At 46.3% G+C, this 15,803-nt stretch carries 14 protein-coding genes; 10 read left to right on the plus strand and 4 right to left on the minus strand.

The features are described from left to right. The first annotated feature begins 34 nt into the window (after window positions 1-34). The 5 genes from QUA34_RS04225 to QUA34_RS04245 all read left to right on the plus strand — a co-directional run bounded on the left by QUA34_RS04225 (window position 35) and on the right by QUA34_RS04245 (window position 6,968). Complete coding sequence (locus QUA34_RS04225) at window positions 35-2,281, plus strand: glycoside hydrolase (protein ID WP_333326492.1); 2,247 nt, start codon at window positions 35-37, stop codon at window positions 2,279-2,281. 367 nt (window positions 2,282-2,648) lie between these two features. After that, a complete protein-coding gene (locus QUA34_RS04230) occupies window positions 2,649-5,216 on the plus strand; it encodes a PAS domain S-box protein (protein ID WP_333384240.1) in 2,568 nt (855 codons plus the stop codon). 359 nt (window positions 5,217-5,575) lie between these two features. Continuing rightward, complete coding sequence (locus QUA34_RS04235) at window positions 5,576-5,968, plus strand: response regulator (protein WP_242715629.1); 393 nt, start codon at window positions 5,576-5,578, stop codon at window positions 5,966-5,968. Between the two features lie 462 nt (window positions 5,969-6,430). After that, window positions 6,431-6,649 (plus strand): hypothetical protein, encoded by a 219-nt coding sequence (locus tag QUA34_RS04240; protein ID WP_333326488.1) that lies wholly within the window; start codon window positions 6,431-6,433, stop codon window positions 6,647-6,649. 106 nt (window positions 6,650-6,755) lie between these two features. Further along, on the plus strand, window positions 6,756-6,968 hold the full coding sequence (locus QUA34_RS04245) for a hypothetical protein (RefSeq protein WP_333384243.1): 213 nt from the start codon (window positions 6,756-6,758) through the stop codon (window positions 6,966-6,968). A gap of 191 nt (window positions 6,969-7,159) precedes the next feature. Here QUA34_RS04245 and QUA34_RS04250 read toward each other — a convergent pair whose 3' ends face one another. Beyond that, the gene (locus QUA34_RS04250) at window positions 7,160-7,303 is read right to left on the minus strand and encodes a chlorophyll a/b-binding protein (protein ID WP_333082210.1); all 144 of its coding nucleotides are present in this window, start codon (window positions 7,301-7,303) and stop codon (window positions 7,160-7,162) included. A gap of 630 nt (window positions 7,304-7,933) precedes the next feature. Here QUA34_RS04250 and QUA34_RS04255 point away from each other — a divergent pair. The 4 genes from QUA34_RS04255 (at window position 7,934) to QUA34_RS04270 (ending at window position 10,884) form a co-directional block, all read left to right on the plus strand. After that, entirely contained in the window at window positions 7,934-8,170 is a 237-nt protein-coding gene (locus tag QUA34_RS04255; RefSeq protein ID WP_333167612.1) for an HNH endonuclease, read from the plus strand. Window positions 8,171-8,281: 111 nt separating this feature from the next. Further along, window positions 8,282-9,478: a ribonuclease III gene (gene rnc, locus QUA34_RS04260; protein ID WP_333384245.1), complete on the plus strand. Its 1,197-nt coding sequence runs from the start codon at window positions 8,282-8,284 to the stop codon at window positions 9,476-9,478. 47 nt (window positions 9,479-9,525) lie between these two features. Beyond that, window positions 9,526-10,236 (plus strand): ribonuclease III, encoded by a 711-nt coding sequence (gene rnc / locus QUA34_RS04265; protein WP_333384249.1) that lies wholly within the window; start codon window positions 9,526-9,528, stop codon window positions 10,234-10,236. 219 nt (window positions 10,237-10,455) lie between these two features. Continuing rightward, on the plus strand, window positions 10,456-10,884 hold the full coding sequence (locus tag QUA34_RS04270) for a DUF1824 family protein (RefSeq protein ID WP_333384252.1): 429 nt from the start codon (window positions 10,456-10,458) through the stop codon (window positions 10,882-10,884). Between the two features lie 241 nt (window positions 10,885-11,125). On the opposite strand, the gene glgA is transcribed toward QUA34_RS04270, so the two are convergent. The 3 genes from glgA to hemC form a co-directional block, all read right to left on the minus strand. Continuing rightward, complete coding sequence (gene glgA / locus QUA34_RS04275) at window positions 11,126-12,553, minus strand: glycogen synthase GlgA (RefSeq protein WP_333384255.1); 1,428 nt, start codon at window positions 12,551-12,553, stop codon at window positions 11,126-11,128. Between the two features lie 592 nt (window positions 12,554-13,145). Then, complete coding sequence (locus QUA34_RS04280; protein WP_333082204.1) at window positions 13,146-13,970, minus strand: S1C family serine protease; 825 nt, start codon at window positions 13,968-13,970, stop codon at window positions 13,146-13,148. 358 nt (window positions 13,971-14,328) lie between these two features. After that, window positions 14,329-15,300: a hydroxymethylbilane synthase gene (hemC, locus tag QUA34_RS04285; RefSeq protein ID WP_333082203.1), complete on the minus strand. Its 972-nt coding sequence runs from the start codon at window positions 15,298-15,300 to the stop codon at window positions 14,329-14,331. A 226-nt stretch (window positions 15,301-15,526) separates the two neighbouring features. Between hemC and QUA34_RS04290 the strand changes: the two genes are divergently transcribed. After that, window positions 15,527-15,652: a hypothetical protein gene (locus QUA34_RS04290; protein ID WP_333384258.1), complete on the plus strand. Its 126-nt coding sequence runs from the start codon at window positions 15,527-15,529 to the stop codon at window positions 15,650-15,652. Window positions 15,653-15,803 lie beyond the last annotated feature (151 nt).

Consider the following 15,803-nt stretch of genomic DNA (forward strand, 5'->3'; position numbering starts at 1 on the left):
ATTACCAATTACCAATTACCAATTACTAAATGCAATGTCTCACCCCCTTTATGTAGCCTTCATTTGGCACCAACACCAACCGCTCTATAAATCCAGAGTATCAGCTAGCGCAGGAGCCGCCCAGTACCGACTGCCTTGGGTGCGCTTGCACGGAGTCAAAGACTACTTGGATTTAGTGCTAATGCTGGCAAAATATCCCAAACTGCATCAAACCGTAAACTTGGTTCCATCCTTGATTTTGCAGATAGAAGACTGCATCGCAGACAAAGCATTAGACCCTTACTTGACGGTGACATTAAAGTCAGCAGAAATTTTAACCCTCCCAGAACAAGAGTTCATTTTAGAACACTTTTTTGACGCCAATTACCACACTCTGATTCAGCCGCACCCCCGCTACGCTCAACTCTACACTCAGCGGCAGGAAAAAGGCATTCAGTGGTGTTTGGAAAACTGGAAATTGCAGGATTTTAGCGACTTGCTGGCTTGGCACAATTTAGCTTGGATTGACCCGCTGTTTTGGGACGACCCCGATATTGCAGGGTGGCTAAAACAAGGACAAAATTTTAGTTTGGTAGACAGAAAAAACATCTACTCAAAACAAAAAGAAATCCTCGCTCGCATCATTCCCCAGCACCGTAAAATGCAAGCTGAGGGACAGTTGGAAGTCTCCACAACCCCCTACACGCACCCGATTTTACCGCTGCTTGCCGACACTAATGGCGGCCGCATAGCTATTCCCAACATGACGCTGCCACAACACCGGTTTCAGTGGGCAGAAGATATTCCCCGACACCTGAGAAAAGCCTGGGAAATGTATGAAGACCGGTTTGATTGCCAACCGCGCGGTTTGTGGCCGTCGGAACAAGCAGTTAGCCCGGAAATTTTGCCCTACATTGCCAAACAAGGCTTTAAATGGATAGTCTCGGACGAAGCAGTATTGGGGTGGACAATTAAACACTTTTTCCACCGCGACGCGACAGGGAATGTCTACGAACCAGAATTCTTATATCGCCCTTACCGTTTAGAAACTCCTGACGGCGATTTAGCCATAGTATTTAGAGACCACAGATTGTCCGACTTGATTGGGTTTACTTACGGTTCGATGGAACCGGAAAAAGCAGCATCAGATTTAGTGGGACACTTAGAAGCGATCGGCAGAACTCTCAAACACCGACAACCCGACGGTCAAACCGCTTTAGAAAATCCCTGGTTAGTGACGATCGCCCTAGACGGCGAAAATTGCTGGGAATTCTATCCCCAAGACGGTAAACCGTTCTTAGAATCCCTCTATCAAACTCTCAGCGACAATCCAGATATCAAATTAGTCACAGTCTCGGAATTTCTCGACAAATTCCCAGCAACCGAAACAATTCCCGCAGCCCAACTGCACACTGGTTCCTGGGTAGACGGTTCCCTCACAACTTGGATCGGCGATCCCGCGAAAAATCGCGCTTGGGACTTGTTAGGGCCTGCGAGACAAATGCTGGCAAACCATCCAGAGGCCACAGAAGAAAACAACCCAGAAGCTTGGGAAGCGCTTTACGCTGCCGAAGGTTCCGACTGGTTCTGGTGGTTTGGCGAAGGCCACACGTCGAACCAAGATGCTATGTTCGACCAGCTATTTCGGGAACACGTAGCGGGAATTTACGAAGCTCTCGGCGAGCCCGTACCCCCAGAAGTGCGACGGCAAGTAGAGGTGCACGAGGTTCAAGGCGACCACCTGCCGCTGAGCTTTATTCACCCGGTGATTGACGGTATCGGCAACGAACAGGATTGGGACAAAGCCGGCCGGATTGAAGTTGGGGGAGCAAGGGGTACGATGCACCGGAGTTCGGCAATTCAGCGCCTTTGGTACGGGGTTGACCACTTGAATTTTTACATTCGTGCCGACTTCAAGGTAGGGGTGCGGCCGGGAATTGATTGCCCGCAGCAGTTAAATTTGTTCTGGTTTTATCCCGATCGCACGATGAACAACAGTCTGATTCCGCTGTTGGGTTTGCCTGACGAAGCACCGCTAAACTATAGATACCACCATCAGTTAGAGATTAATTTGCTGACGAAATCGATTTGGTTTCAGGAAGCAGAAGATGGGGATGAGTGGCAGCCCCGCATTAGCCGCGCCCAAGTGGGAGTGGATAAATGTTTGGAGGTAGCAGTGCCCTGGGCGGATTTGCAGATTATGCCCGACTGGCAGGTGAGGCTGATTGCGGTTTTATCGGAAGGGAGTCGTTACTCTAGCTGTATGCCGTTCGATTCTTTGATTCCGATCGGAATGCCGTAAAAAGTCATTAGTCATTAGTCCTTAGTCATTAGGGTGTAGGGGCGGGTTTCACGAGCAAAGTAGAACTGCTAACCCAAATACATATAAACCCGCCCCCGCCAACAGTCATTCAACAGTCATTAGTCATTAGCCCTTGTTTGAAGGAACAAACAATTAAATAATTATCAATTATTATTGAATAGGGGCTTCTACTCTGGCTGCCTAATGCCTTCATCATTCGGATCGCGTCCGGTCGATCTAGCGCTATAAAACTTGTGGGTAGTGAGGGCTTCAATCCTCATAAAAAATAGGACTTTAGCCCTCACTACTAACGAATACTTAATTTACCGCACATCATATCATTAGGCATGGGCAAATTAACAAACTCATGAGCCGCATTTTACTATTGGTCGATCGCCACCAACAACTTAATTTGCCGATCGCCCACCTCAACACCGAGCATGAGGTGATCGTACTCGATCGCGCTTTAGATCCCAACTCCGAATTTCCCATTCCCCCAATCGCTTTTGACTTGTGCATTCTCGACGAGGCAAATTTCGATCGCATCGGGCCGCTGGTAGAAGCATTAAAAACTGCCGCCGAACCGATATTTTTACCGTTCTTGCTGGTTAGTAAATCCCAAACGCCTGCTCTTGCTGAGCAGCCATTTTCGCAGCAGATCAAACAACTCGAACGCAGAATAGACGAGGTGATAGTAAGTCCTGTCGAACCCACCCAACTGCACTTGCGGGTAGAGAATTTGTTGGCCCGCAGGCGACTGTCGGTAGAACTCCACAGACTTCAAGAAGTAATTAAAGAACGGAATTTTACAGAAAGTTTGTTAAAGGACTCGCTGCAAACGGCAAACGAAAACCTGCAACGGGAAATCGCCAAGCGGGCGGAGGTAGAAACTGCACTGCGAGAAAACTCCTATCTCAACTCGCTGATCAATGCCATGCCAGATATTGTGTGCTTCAAAGATGGCGAGGGCAGGTGGCTGGAGGCAAATCAAGCGATTTTGGAAGTGTTCGACCTAGAAAAAATAGACTACCGCGGTCTCAAAGATTCTCAACTAGGAGAACTCAGCAGTTTTTACCGCGAGGCCCTACAGGCGTGCGAGGTCAGCGATAGAGAAGCGTGGGAAAAAGGCGAGCTTTCTAGGGGAGAAGAAGTGATTCTCCGCTCAAACGGTACTGTGAAAATCTACGACGTGATTAAAGTACCCGTATTTCACCCCGACGGGAGACGCAAAAGTATAGTGATTTTGGGTCGCGACATTACCGAACACAAGCAAACTAGAGACGAACTCGTGCGCTTGGCGTCGATTGTTGAGTCTTCAGACGACGGCATCGTCGGCAAAACCCTCGCGGGGACAATTCAGAGCTGGAACTCAGGAGCAGAGAAGATTTACGGCTACTGTGCTGCGGAAATCAAGGGCCAGTCGATCGAGATTTTAGCCATACCCGAACGACCCAAGGAAATGCCTCAAATATTGGAAAATATTAGGGCGGGAGCCAGCATCGACCATTACGAAACCGTACACTTGCGGAAAGATGGTCAACAGATAGATGTCTCCCTGACGATTTCTCCGATTAAAGACGCCACTGGAGCGGTAACGGGGGTTTCGACAATCTCTCGCGACATCAGCGACAGCAAGCGAGTCGAAAAAGCCTTTGAACAACTCCGTCACCAAACAGAAATGATTTTGTTCTCCGCAGGAGAAGGAATTTGCGGGTTGAACAAAGAGGGAAAAGTAACTTTTGTCAATCCTGCGGCGGTGAGAATGGCTGGGTGTGAATCGAAGCAATTGATTGATCGACCACTCTATGAAAGCTTACACCGTGCACAGGAAGAATGCTCAAGGGCCATCAAGCAACTGTCACCTGCAACAAACATCAATTCAGGCTCTGAACTTGTCCCACACTGCGCCGCACAGCAGGCGGGCAAACTGCTGCCGAACCGGGTAAGTTCTCAAATTTTAGCCACCTTGGAAGACGGAGAGGCGCGGCGCGTCACCGATGAGATTTTTTGGCGGCGAGACGGCAGCAGTTTTCCGGTTGAGTACGTTGTCGCTCCGATGCGAGAAGAAGGCGAAATTATTGGAGCTGTGGTGAATTTTAAAGATATCACGGAGCGGCTTGCCGTCGAGCGCATGAAAGATGAATTTATCTCTGTTGTCAGCCACGAACTGCGGACGCCCATGACCTCAATTCACGGCGCCCTCGGCCTCCTCAACAGCGGTCTGCTGGACGCTTACCCCCAGAAAGCTAAGCGGATGCTGGAGATTGCTGTCACTAATACTGACCGCTTGGTGCGGTTGGTCAACGACATCCTGGATTTAGAGCGGATGGAGTCGAGTTACAGCACTGTCATCAAACAAACTTGCAATGTGGCTGAGCTGATGTTGCAGGCGGCTGACGAGATGCAGGGAATGGCTCAGCAGGCGGGAGTTACTCTGTCGGTGAAGCCTGTGGGGGCGCAATTGCAAGCTGTTCCCGATCGGCTAATTCAAGCCTTGACAAATTTACTCAGTAATGCTATAAAATTTTCTCCCTCCGGCGCTACGGTTTGGCTGAGTGGGGAGTTGACCCACAATCTGGATGTGGCAGAAAAAGCAGCGCACAAGTTGGTGTCGTCTCCGTCTTTGTTATCTCCTGAGCCTGCCGCCGCGCCTCCGCATTTGCCAGTTCCGAGCTCGTGGTACATCGTGATTGCTGTGAAAGACCAAGGGCGGGGTATTCCGCCAGACAAGCTGGAGATGGTTTTTGAACGCTTTCAACAAGTTGATGCTTCTGATTCTCGCCAGAAGGGAGGTACTGGTTTGGGGCTGGCTATTTGTCGCAGTATCGTGCAGCAGCACGGGGGGCGGATGTGGGTGGAGAGCGTTGTGGGGGAGGGCAGCACTTTTTTCTTAAGTCTGCCACTTCTGACGGAGGGGCTGGCAACTGAAAGTTAATTTCTACGCAGGTGTACCCAAAGTTACTGATTTTGTGCAGATTGTTCGATCGAGTCATCGATAAACAATCTCAGCCTTTTCTGCAGTTTGGGGACTGGGGGCAAAAAGCACAATTTGAGGTCGAAAAGCGGCTATTTTTGGGTGGGATATTGTACAGCAACTGCGCCAGACGGTTAGGACGATCTTAGTTGAAACCCTGGCTGTCGATGGCAACTTAGGCCTTCCTTGTTCCTTCTTCCTTCAACATTTGCTATACAGTTTTGAAAATTTACTGTACAGTCCGATCGGGTAAGATAATTTGCTTTACAAAATATTCACATTTCGCCTCTAATCTATGATCAGTTCTCATTCATAAAAAAATGTTAATTTTGACTGCCAAGCGCATCTTGGTTATTGACGATGCGGAAGATATTCGGGAAGTAGCTCAAGTCAGTCTTGAACTGGTGGGGGGCTGGGAAGTCCTAACAGCGAGTTCGGGTCGCGAGGGTGTTGCTAAGGCTCTTGCCGAACAGCCTGATGCTATTCTATTGGACGTGATGATGCCCGACCAAGACGGGCCTACTACTTTTTTACAGTTACAAGCTAATAATGCTACGCAGCACATTCCGGTAATTTTATTAACGGCTAAGGCTCTGGCTGGGGACAGGCGGATGTTCGCGGATTTGGGGGTGGTGAGCGTGATTGCTAAGCCTTTTGAACCGATGTTTTTGGCCGCTCAGGTCGCTGAGGCTTTGGGCTGGGAGCAAGAATAGATCGATCGCGCGCATTGAATTGTGCAGCTTTTCAAGCAGTAGTTTTGCAGGCAAAGAGAGTTAAAAAAACTTGGTTTCTTTGGTATGGTTCATTAGATCCAATCGGGGCGATCGGACAGGATATATGTAGCGACTTAGGCGCCGTACCTTTCGTCCTGTCAGCTTAAGACTAAAAACCTCAGTGGGGTATCAGTTTCAACCCTGTTGGTATTGGGGTGAAGTTGATACCAATTAGGGATGCCTAAATCCCTATGGGTAGTGAGTTCATTTAACCGAATTCGGCCTCAGCCATGAGAACAGTATTCCTACTGATGTATCGGGAAAATATAAGCTAGCAGGATTATTTTACTTTTTGTAACAACTCACTCGTCTTCATAAGTTCTTCAGGTTTTAGTTTTATGTTTAAGCAGAACGTCAGGGATCGCTCCTGACTGTTGGCAGACACATTGGGAGAAGACGACTATGCCCTCAGCTTACATTTTGCTACTAATAGTTTCTCTGGCAGCAGTCTGGGTTTACTGGCAAACCTCTCAAGATATTTTTGTTCTTGTGGCTTGGGCCGGGCTCGGTTGTTTTATTTGGGGTTTCTCTTGGGCTCCTTGGAGCGTTCAGCTTTTGATTGTGGTGTTACTGTTGGGCCTCCAAAAGTGCTACTTGCGCGACACTCAAAGCTGTGAGTGAAAAAGATTTTTTATTTTTGTGCCTGGAATTGAGAAGTGCAGGCATTCGTGAATCTCTCTAATGATTGGGTTATCGCTCCATATCTTCAAAAAAGGTTTAAAATATCATGAATAGTTGCCCTTGTTGCTCCTCTCAATTGCTCCGCCACGCTCGCCACAATCGCGTTTATTGGTTCTGCTCGCACTGCTGGCAGGAAATGCCGGATCTGTCGGAGATGATTTTACTTAACGGGGGGCGGACTAACAAACGCGACGGTTTGGTGAAACATCCGGCTTTGACTCCTAAATTGAGGATTTTGGATTCCGTAGGAATTGCTTAGTTTGCTGGAGTTAGTCTCGCGATAAATATTGAGACGGAAAAGATTTTTGATCGTGCCATTTGTTGGATTTTTTGATTAAAAATGCAAAAGCCCCCTCCGTGTGAAGTGAAGGGGACTTATTAGCGGGGGGCTTTTGCACTTGTGATGGGGTCGATCGCCTGAATTTCAGCTATTGTATGCAGAAGAGCTGATTACATCAAACCGATTTGAGAGAGAATGCCTTGACCGGTGAGGAATTCGGTAGCTAAGCCGATAACGAAGCCCAACATTGCCAAACGGCCGTTCCAGGTTTCAGCAAACTCAGTGAAGCCAACTTTTGCGTTTTTGTTTTCCATGACCAGAAACCTCGTTTAATTTCAACCTTATGTAACTAAACTTAACACAGCAGTACAAAGTTTGCAACATATTTTTACATTGACTGTTCAAATGCCGGAGATCAGCGGGAGAGGCCTGCAGGGAGAGGGGCTCGCGGGGGGAGAGATTGACATCGAGCTTCGCTGTCTGCTAGGCTTGAGCGAAATCATTGGGTCATCAAAATTCCAGTGCCAAGCGTGGGCTGCTGTCTCACCTATCGTATATGTATATTTTTTTACATATATGCTTCAATATGGGATTAGTAAATAACATTGCTAAGTATTTATCTAAATATCTATTGCAGTTGTCTATTAATCTCATATAGATGTATACATACTAAGAATATTTACATATACGGTAGATGAGACATCAGCTCACACCTAGCGTCACCTGAAAAGTGTTTGCTTAGTGTGAGTTGTTCTCATTTATGAATTTTCCGACAGCAAATTATCCATATAAGATAAGTAAATTAGAAGTAGCATTAATCCCTACTTTTAAATCTTATTTGTTTGGGAATATTCATCTCTTGCCAATCCCTAAGCAACATTCCTTATGTGCTGGATAACTGATGTTTCAATGCTGTTGTAAACAACAAGCAAAAGGAAACCGAAATGAATCCAAAGCAGAAGCATAACAAGAAGCACAAACTGATCGATGATTATGGTCAGAACTGTTGGTGGTGCGGTAAATGTCTCCCAAAAAATCAACTGACTATCGAACATTTGCGCCCCAAAAGTCGCGGTGGATCTGACTGTATAGAAAACCTACGACTTGCTTGTCTTTCATGCAACCAGTCTCGCGGAAACAGTCTCTACCCTCCCAACTGGGTAAAGGGTAATTGTCTATAGGTAACATCTCAATTCACAAACCCGGTTTTTCAAATAAACCGGGTTTGACCCGGAAATAAAAAACCATAATCTACCCTAAGCGATCGAGAGAAGGAAATAACAAAAATGGCTATGAACAATAACGAACGAGTTGGCAATGCTTTAAAATTTCTCTGTCAGAGATTGTACCCTTATGTGGAACAGCAAATGCAAGCATTTTACGGCGAGCGCTGGCTGGCCAAGGCTCAAGATTGCTTGGTCAACAATAAGATCCCCAAAAGAAAAATAATAGAGAATATTCTGCGTGAAGATGTTTTAACCCTGTTATCAGTCATGTCAAAGCAGTGGGATAATGTCTTCAAAAAGCATCTAACTCCTTTTGAAAATGCTCTAGTGATTGAACTTATAGAAGTCCGCAATAATTGGGCGCACAATTCCTCATTTTCCAGTGAAGACACCTATCGCGCTCTCGGCAGTATTGCCAAACTACTTAAAGCGATATCTGCCTCAGATGCAGATATTAAAGAATTAGAAAAGCAAAAACAAGATGTCATGCGACTTCTTGCTCAAGAGCAAACTCGTCACGAAACTAGAAGTTCTTCTGCTGAAGAATCTCGCTTTAGAGCAAGTTTAGCAGAATTACTAGAAACACTCAATTTTCAGGATGCTTCTTTGTTAAACCAGGCACTTACTCACCGATCATTTCTTTTTGAAAATCCGAAAGAAGTAAGTGAAGACAACGAGCTACTAGAGTTTCTTGGTGATGCCTTGTTAACTTTCCTGAGCGCTGAGTATCTCTATCGTGATTATTCAAATAAAAGTGAGGGTGAACTGACTTGCATACGTTCGGCGTTAGTAGATAAGGCACAGTTAGCGAAGTTTGCCATCGAGTTAGACATGGGCAAATGGATGCGGTTAAGCAAAGGTGAAGTAACAAGTGGAGGAAGAACAAAGAACACGCTGCTTAGTAATACTTTTGAAGCTGTTATCGGCGCGTACTTTCTCGATTCTGGTATTGAGGCTGTGCGTGAGTTTGTAGAGCCACTGTTTACTTCAGTAGTTGAAAACTTCTTGTCTCTTACGCCTGATATCGATTCTAAACACCTTGTAGATTCAAAAAATCGGTTTCAGGAATGGGTACATCGCAATATCGGGTCAATTCCACCTCAATACATCACAATTAATGAGGCTGGCCCTAGTCATGCTAAAGAATTTACTGTTGAACTGCGCGTGAATGATAAGCTGTACGGTCAAGCTACAGCTAGCAGTAAAAAAGACGCTGAAAAGCTTGCTGCTGAAACTGCACTCAAAAAAATAGAGCGAATGTAAAGACTTTTTCCCTACAATTGATTTGCTGAATAACTAAACAAACACAAATGCCAAAACTTCCAAAATTTCCAAAACTTCCAAAATTTAAAAATGAATCACTTCTAAGTCGCGCGCTCACTCACCGTTCCTACGTTAACGAACACCCAGAAGCAGGCGAACACAACGAGCGACTAGAATTCCTCGGCGACGCCCTGCTAGGTTATCTAGTTGGCGAAGTCTTGTACAAGCGCTATGAAAATTTTAGCGAAGCTCAATTAACTCGCTTGCGTTCTGGATTAGTCGATCAGGATCAGCTAGCAAAGTTTGCTGAGCAACTAGGTATAGGCAAGTTAATGCGCCTGGGAAAAGGGGCAGAACAAGATAAAGGTCGCCAAAATCCCTCTTTGCTTTGCGATACTTTTGAAGCGATTATTGGTGCATACTATCTCGACTCAACCATTACACCTGTCCGCGCCTTTGTTAAAAAGCTGTTTATTCCAGTTGCTGATAGTATGATTTACCCTCAGTCCGATGCTGGGCAAAAAAACCTTGTAGACTCTAAAAATCGATTTCAGGAGTGGGCTCTGGCAAAATTCGGTCAAAATCCCGAATATTCAATCATTGATGAGGAAGGCCCGGATCATGCCAAAGAGTTCACTGCTGAAGTGTATGTCAGCGGTAAAATGTACGGTGTTGGCAGGGGTCGTCGCAAACAAGATGCTGAGAAAAGTGCTGCTGAAGATGCGCTAGCAAAGCTGAAAAAACGCGAACTGATATAAACTTGAAAACAGCGGTAAAAACTACTAGCTTTTTTGTGCGATTCGGGCATTGGCGAAGTCCTAGAAGACGATCGCCCGAATTGATGGCCAGAGCACACAATGGGCTATAATCAGGACTTGTGCAAGTGTTACCGCCGTCGATCGAGGGTTGCAATGGCAGAAATTCGTTGACGAGTACCCCAGTGTCGATCGTAATTTTGGGAAATATCAGAGCAATTCATGTCTACTCACAACCCGACTACCCTAACTGTTGAAGAAGCACAGCAAATCCTCAAAGATTTCACTTGTCTGGATATGCAATCTGTAGCATCGCCGCTGGAAAAAAAGGCACTCCGTCAAGCGATTTTGCTGGTAGCAAGTTTGTCGGATTATCAAATGTTGGGAGTGTGCGCTTCTTCGACGGATGAGGGGTTTTTAGCTTTAGAAGCTTATTTAAAAGCTTTGGGATATCAAGCTGTTTTAGATCCCAATGCTGTCTCGACCTTTGCGGGTTCCGTTTATATTAAGTTCAATACTTTGAAGGGGTCGTATTATGTTGACGGCTATCCCGGAACTTACCGGGGCGTTTTGGTGTCGTGTCAATCTGCCTCAGAAGATGGAGTTACTGGCACTTACGGTCATTTACCTCTCGATTTATTTATTGATTAATTGGTCAGTAGTCAGTAGTCAGTAGTCAGTAGATCGATTAAATTGAATCAAAAACCGACGGAAAGCATCCAGGATACAAGCCCCCGGATTCATCCGTGGGGTCAATGCTTCAATGCTTCAATGCTTCAATGCTTCAATCTAAAATCGATTGACTGATGCACCTTACAAAGCTGTAGGGTGCGTCAGCCGATCTCCCTTCGATTCAGTTGAATCAAACACCGACTGACGCACCTTACGAAGATTAACCCTTACCAACTATCAATTCTGCCTCTGGTGCGGGTGCGGTTTCTTCCGGCGGCAGTCCCAAAATATCGCTGTACAAGTTGACGTATTTCCGGGCCGAAATATCCCAGCTAAAATCTTCTCTCATGCCGCGCTGTTGCAGTTCTCTCCACTTATCTTTGTAGCGGAAACCTTCCCAAGTTCTGATCATGCAGGTGAACAAGTCGAGGGGTTCGTAGCGATCGAAACAGTAACCGGTACCGGTATTGTCGATCGGGTTGTTGTGGGAAACGGTATCGACTAAACCGCCGGTGCGACGAACCATTGGCACGCACCCGTAGCGGAGGGCGAGCATTTGGCTGATGCCGCAGGGCTCGAAACGGCTGGGCATCAGGAAGCTGTCGCAGCCTGCGTAAACGCGCCGGGAGAGGGCCTCGTTATAAAGTAGTTGGGTGGACATCCGACCGGGATAGCGGGCTGTCATTTGCCAGAGTTGGGTTTCGTAGTAGCGATCGCCCGTTCCGAGTACAATAAATTGAGCGTCCGTATAGGCCATGAACAGATCGAGCATTTGAATTATCAAATCCAATCCCTTCTGTTCTACCAGCCGCGTCACCATGCCGATCAAAAAGGCATTTTTATTTACTTCCAAGCCGACTTCTTCTTGCAGCGCAATTTTATTAGCGGGGCGCTTTTCAATAGTATCAACACTAAATTGTTGATGGAGGTACTTGTCAGTTGCTGGGTTGTAAGATTCTGTATCAATTCCGTTCAAAATGCCCGATACTTTACCGCCGAGGTAAGACAGCAAACCTTCCAAAGTTTCCCCATAAGCTGGGGTTTTGATTTGCTCCGCGTAAGTCGGTGAAACTGTATTTACTCGATCGGCAAACTGTACTGCGGCAGCCATTGTATTGTGACCTTGCATATACCAAGGACACCAAGTCATCTGCTCCAAACGCCAGCGCCACGGTCCTTGATAAGCTAAATTGTGAATAGTAAAAACCGTGCTGATATCGGGGTCTTGGCTCATCCAAACAGGTATCATCCCCGTATGCCAGTCGTGACAGTGAATAATTTGGGGCTTCCAGTGATTCCAGGCAAATTCAGCCGCAGCATTGGCAAAGAAAGTGAACCTCCAATCTTCATCTAAACCGCCGTAAACGCGGCGCGGCAAGAAAGATGGATGTTGCATTAAGTATAAAGGTACATCGGTTCCCGGCAAAACAGTTTCAAACACCGAGAAGCTTTGGAACATGGCAGACCCATCCCAAACAGGTTTTTTGGGAACGTCCATTTTGTCGGGGACGAAACCGTAGTAGGGCATGAAGATGCGGACATCGTGGCCCATGCGCCGCAGAAATTTCGGCAAAGCGCCGACGACATCGCCCATACCGCCGACTTTGGCGAGGGGTGATGCTTCGGCGGATACAAATAAAATACGCATTATTTTTTTGTGTTCCTTGAGATTGTTAGTCTAGAGTGAAATACCTAGCACTGACCTTCGGTCAGCGTGTAGGCTTCGTGTATCATCTGCCGTTGCTCTGTTAGGTATCTCATTACTGAGATTCGTCACTGAAGACGATCCGAGTCTGACACTGCATCTCTAGCTTTGCAGCCTTTATCCCTTCGTAGGGAACCCACGCAGAAGTCCTGTTTCCCAAGACCAAAAACTGTTTTCGTACAACAAACATGGTTTATATTTTACGGTAGGGCATTACCTTGCCAACCAGCGGTCTGTTTTTTCCCCCTTTCTCTCGCAGTTATCCTTGGTAAGCATACTACTGCTACTGTGACCTGTTGTTTGCAGTGGAGTGGGTGGGTCGCAACCACTTATATCTTACAAGTTTTTTTGCTAGAGAAACAGTAAATTGTCGCTCTTTTTCATATACCTTGCTTGGCTTATATCCCAACGCCCAATTGAGTACAATTACAGCGTGGGACTTACGCCAATTGAGTTAAGGAAATAGCGATCGCCTTTTCCATCCCCTCTGATAAAAAGGGCGATCGCCCGAATCACATATTACGGAAACTCCCGACTAATTCTGAGAATTGTCCTCAAAAGTCTCCTCAAATCCCGCTAGAAAATCATCCAAAGCTTCCGAGGCGATCGCCAAATTAATACTGTCGGCATCTTCCAATCCCCAGGTATTCACACCAACCACTTGACCAGCCATATTAATCAACGGGCCGCCAGAATTTCCCGGATTAATCGCCGCATCAGTTTGCAACACCTTCACCTCAGCAACATCATCTTCATCGTCGCCTTCCTCATATTCCTCGGGTTCGCGAATTGCACTCACAATACCTTGAGTTACAGTTGAAGCAAACTGCCCCAAAGGATTGCCGACGGCAATTACTCTATCTCCCACTTTCACATCAAAAGACAACTCTAGGGGAGGATATTCTTGGGGAGAGTCCACTTGTTCCCCTGTGTTCGGGTCGAAGGTAAAATCGCTAATTAAGAGTAATGCTAAATCTTCTTCAGCATTACCAGTAAACACCACCTCGGCCAATCTCAATTTTCCGTCGTGAGTTTCGACTAAAACCTGTTCGATTTCATCTTCTTCATAGAAGTAATCTTGATCGGCAATATCTTCTACAACGTGATAGTTCGTGACAATTATGTCCGGCGATACAAAGAACCCACTTCCTGAAGAAATCTCTTCTTCTGTATCCCAATCCATGACGTAAATTGAAACTAAGGACGGCAAGACTTGCTCGACTACATCAGAAAAATTTCCTGCTTGAGTTTTGAACTCTTTCAATTGCTTCTGCAAAGCTTGTTGGTCTGCTTGCATTTTGCTATATAGTTGCTGAACCTTTTTCAATTCCAGCTTTAATTGAATTTCTCTAGCGCTCATATTGGGCCTTTACCTGAAATAAATTGCTGATTAATTTTGGATGTGTGGTTGTAGATTTTGGATGGGTATGTTAAGAATTATAGGACTTACGAAAAAAAACCGGTTTTTACCATAAATCTTGGGCTATACAGCGAGACTTACATCAGAAACCGGGTTGCTTAACACCCGTGCGGAGCGTCCTAAATTAGTCAGATATTTTTGAAATCTATCGCACAAGTCCTACCTAAAATCCCATCAAAAATCTACAATCAGACTGCTACTCTACCTGTGAAAGCCAAAGCAAACCGCCTGTTATTTTTATTTTACAAAAGGCGATATATTGCGTCTCAAAGCATTTACAAAGAGATGCGGATCGGTTTTATGAACCACGTTGAACTTCGACAAATATTTCCTCCAAAATTGCACTAGCACCCTGTTGGCGCAGTCGGTGAGCGAGGTCAATTCCCAGCATTTCAGCAGTCTCGGCGGCGCCGGAAACAGTATCTTTGACGAATCGCTGGCCGTCGAGACTCGATACCATTCCGGTTAAGGTTAATTGACCGTTTTCTATTTTGGTATTGACGCCGATCGGCACTTGACAGCCGCCTTCTAATTCCCGCAGAAATGCGCGTTCAGCATAACATCTTTGGGCGGTTTCCGAGTGTTCGAGAGCTTTAATCACTGCCATGATTTCTGTGTCTCCGGCGCGGCATTCGATGCCCAAAGCACCTTGTCCTACGGCGTGAAGGGAGATATCAGCAGGGATAATTTGGTGTATGCGATCGCCCATTCCCAATCTTTCGAGGCCGGCAACTGCTAAAATAATCGCGTCGTAACCGCCCTCATCTAATTTAGCGAGTCTAGTATTGAGATTGCCGCGAATATCTTTAAATTCAAAATGAGGGAAATGGTGCCGCAGTTGAGCCAGCCGCCGCAGGGAAGAAGTGCCAATTACTGAACCTTCTGGGAGGGTGTCAAGTTGCTTGTCTTTGTGCTTGGAGTGAACTACCAGGGCGTCAGCGGGATTTTCCCGTTCGGTGACGCATCCTAAAATTAAACCTTCGGGCAAATTGGTAGGCAAATCTTTGAGGGAATGAACGGCAAAGTCCGTTTCATTGTTAATCATCCCCGTTTCTAATTCTTTGGTGAAAAGTCCTTTATCGCCAATTTTAGCGAGGGCGACATCAAGAATTATGTCCCCTTGGGTGGACATGGTGTGGACTTCAAAAGTGTGTTGCGGGAAGTGTTTCTGTAGCTGTTCTTGCACCCAGTGGGTTTGCACGAGAGCGAGTTGGCTTTTGCGGGAACCGATGCGAACGGTTCGGGAAGGGGCAGATGTGGTTGGGGACATAAGATCGATCGGAGGATAGCTTGAAATCAGCCAATATATTCACCTGATCTAGCGTACCGCAGGTGGGGACTTTAATTGCTGGTTGGGATAATTCGGGCGATCAAATAGAAATACCAGATTTTGACCGCCTGTTTGAACAAAGGATGCAACGGCAGGCAAGCTCCAAACCTTTACATAATAAGCCCTTGCCAATCTAAAATCTAAAATCGTATGACTGCCAGTAGCAGTGAGTCTTGATGATGTTTCCCCTCCAGCAGTGGGCGTCGCTGGCACGGGGGCGATCAACATTCCGAAGCAAAGGCTGCCGGCGATGTACGATTTACCTAGGGTCGAGCCGGATGAACCTGGTTGACATGAGGAGTTAGCTTAGCTGCAGCGAGAAAGAATTAGCTCAAAGGTTGCGAGATTTGGGGAGAGAAATGTAGTTGTGAGGGGAAAAGGTCGATCGTATTTATTTTTACCAGCTTCCTTGACAAAAGGGCGATTCCCTACCGTTGGGGAAC

The organism is Microcoleus sp. POL10_C6 (genome assembly GCF_036701585.1).
In the GTDB taxonomy this organism is placed as follows: Bacteria; Cyanobacteriota; Cyanobacteriia; order Cyanobacteriales; family Microcoleaceae; genus Microcoleus.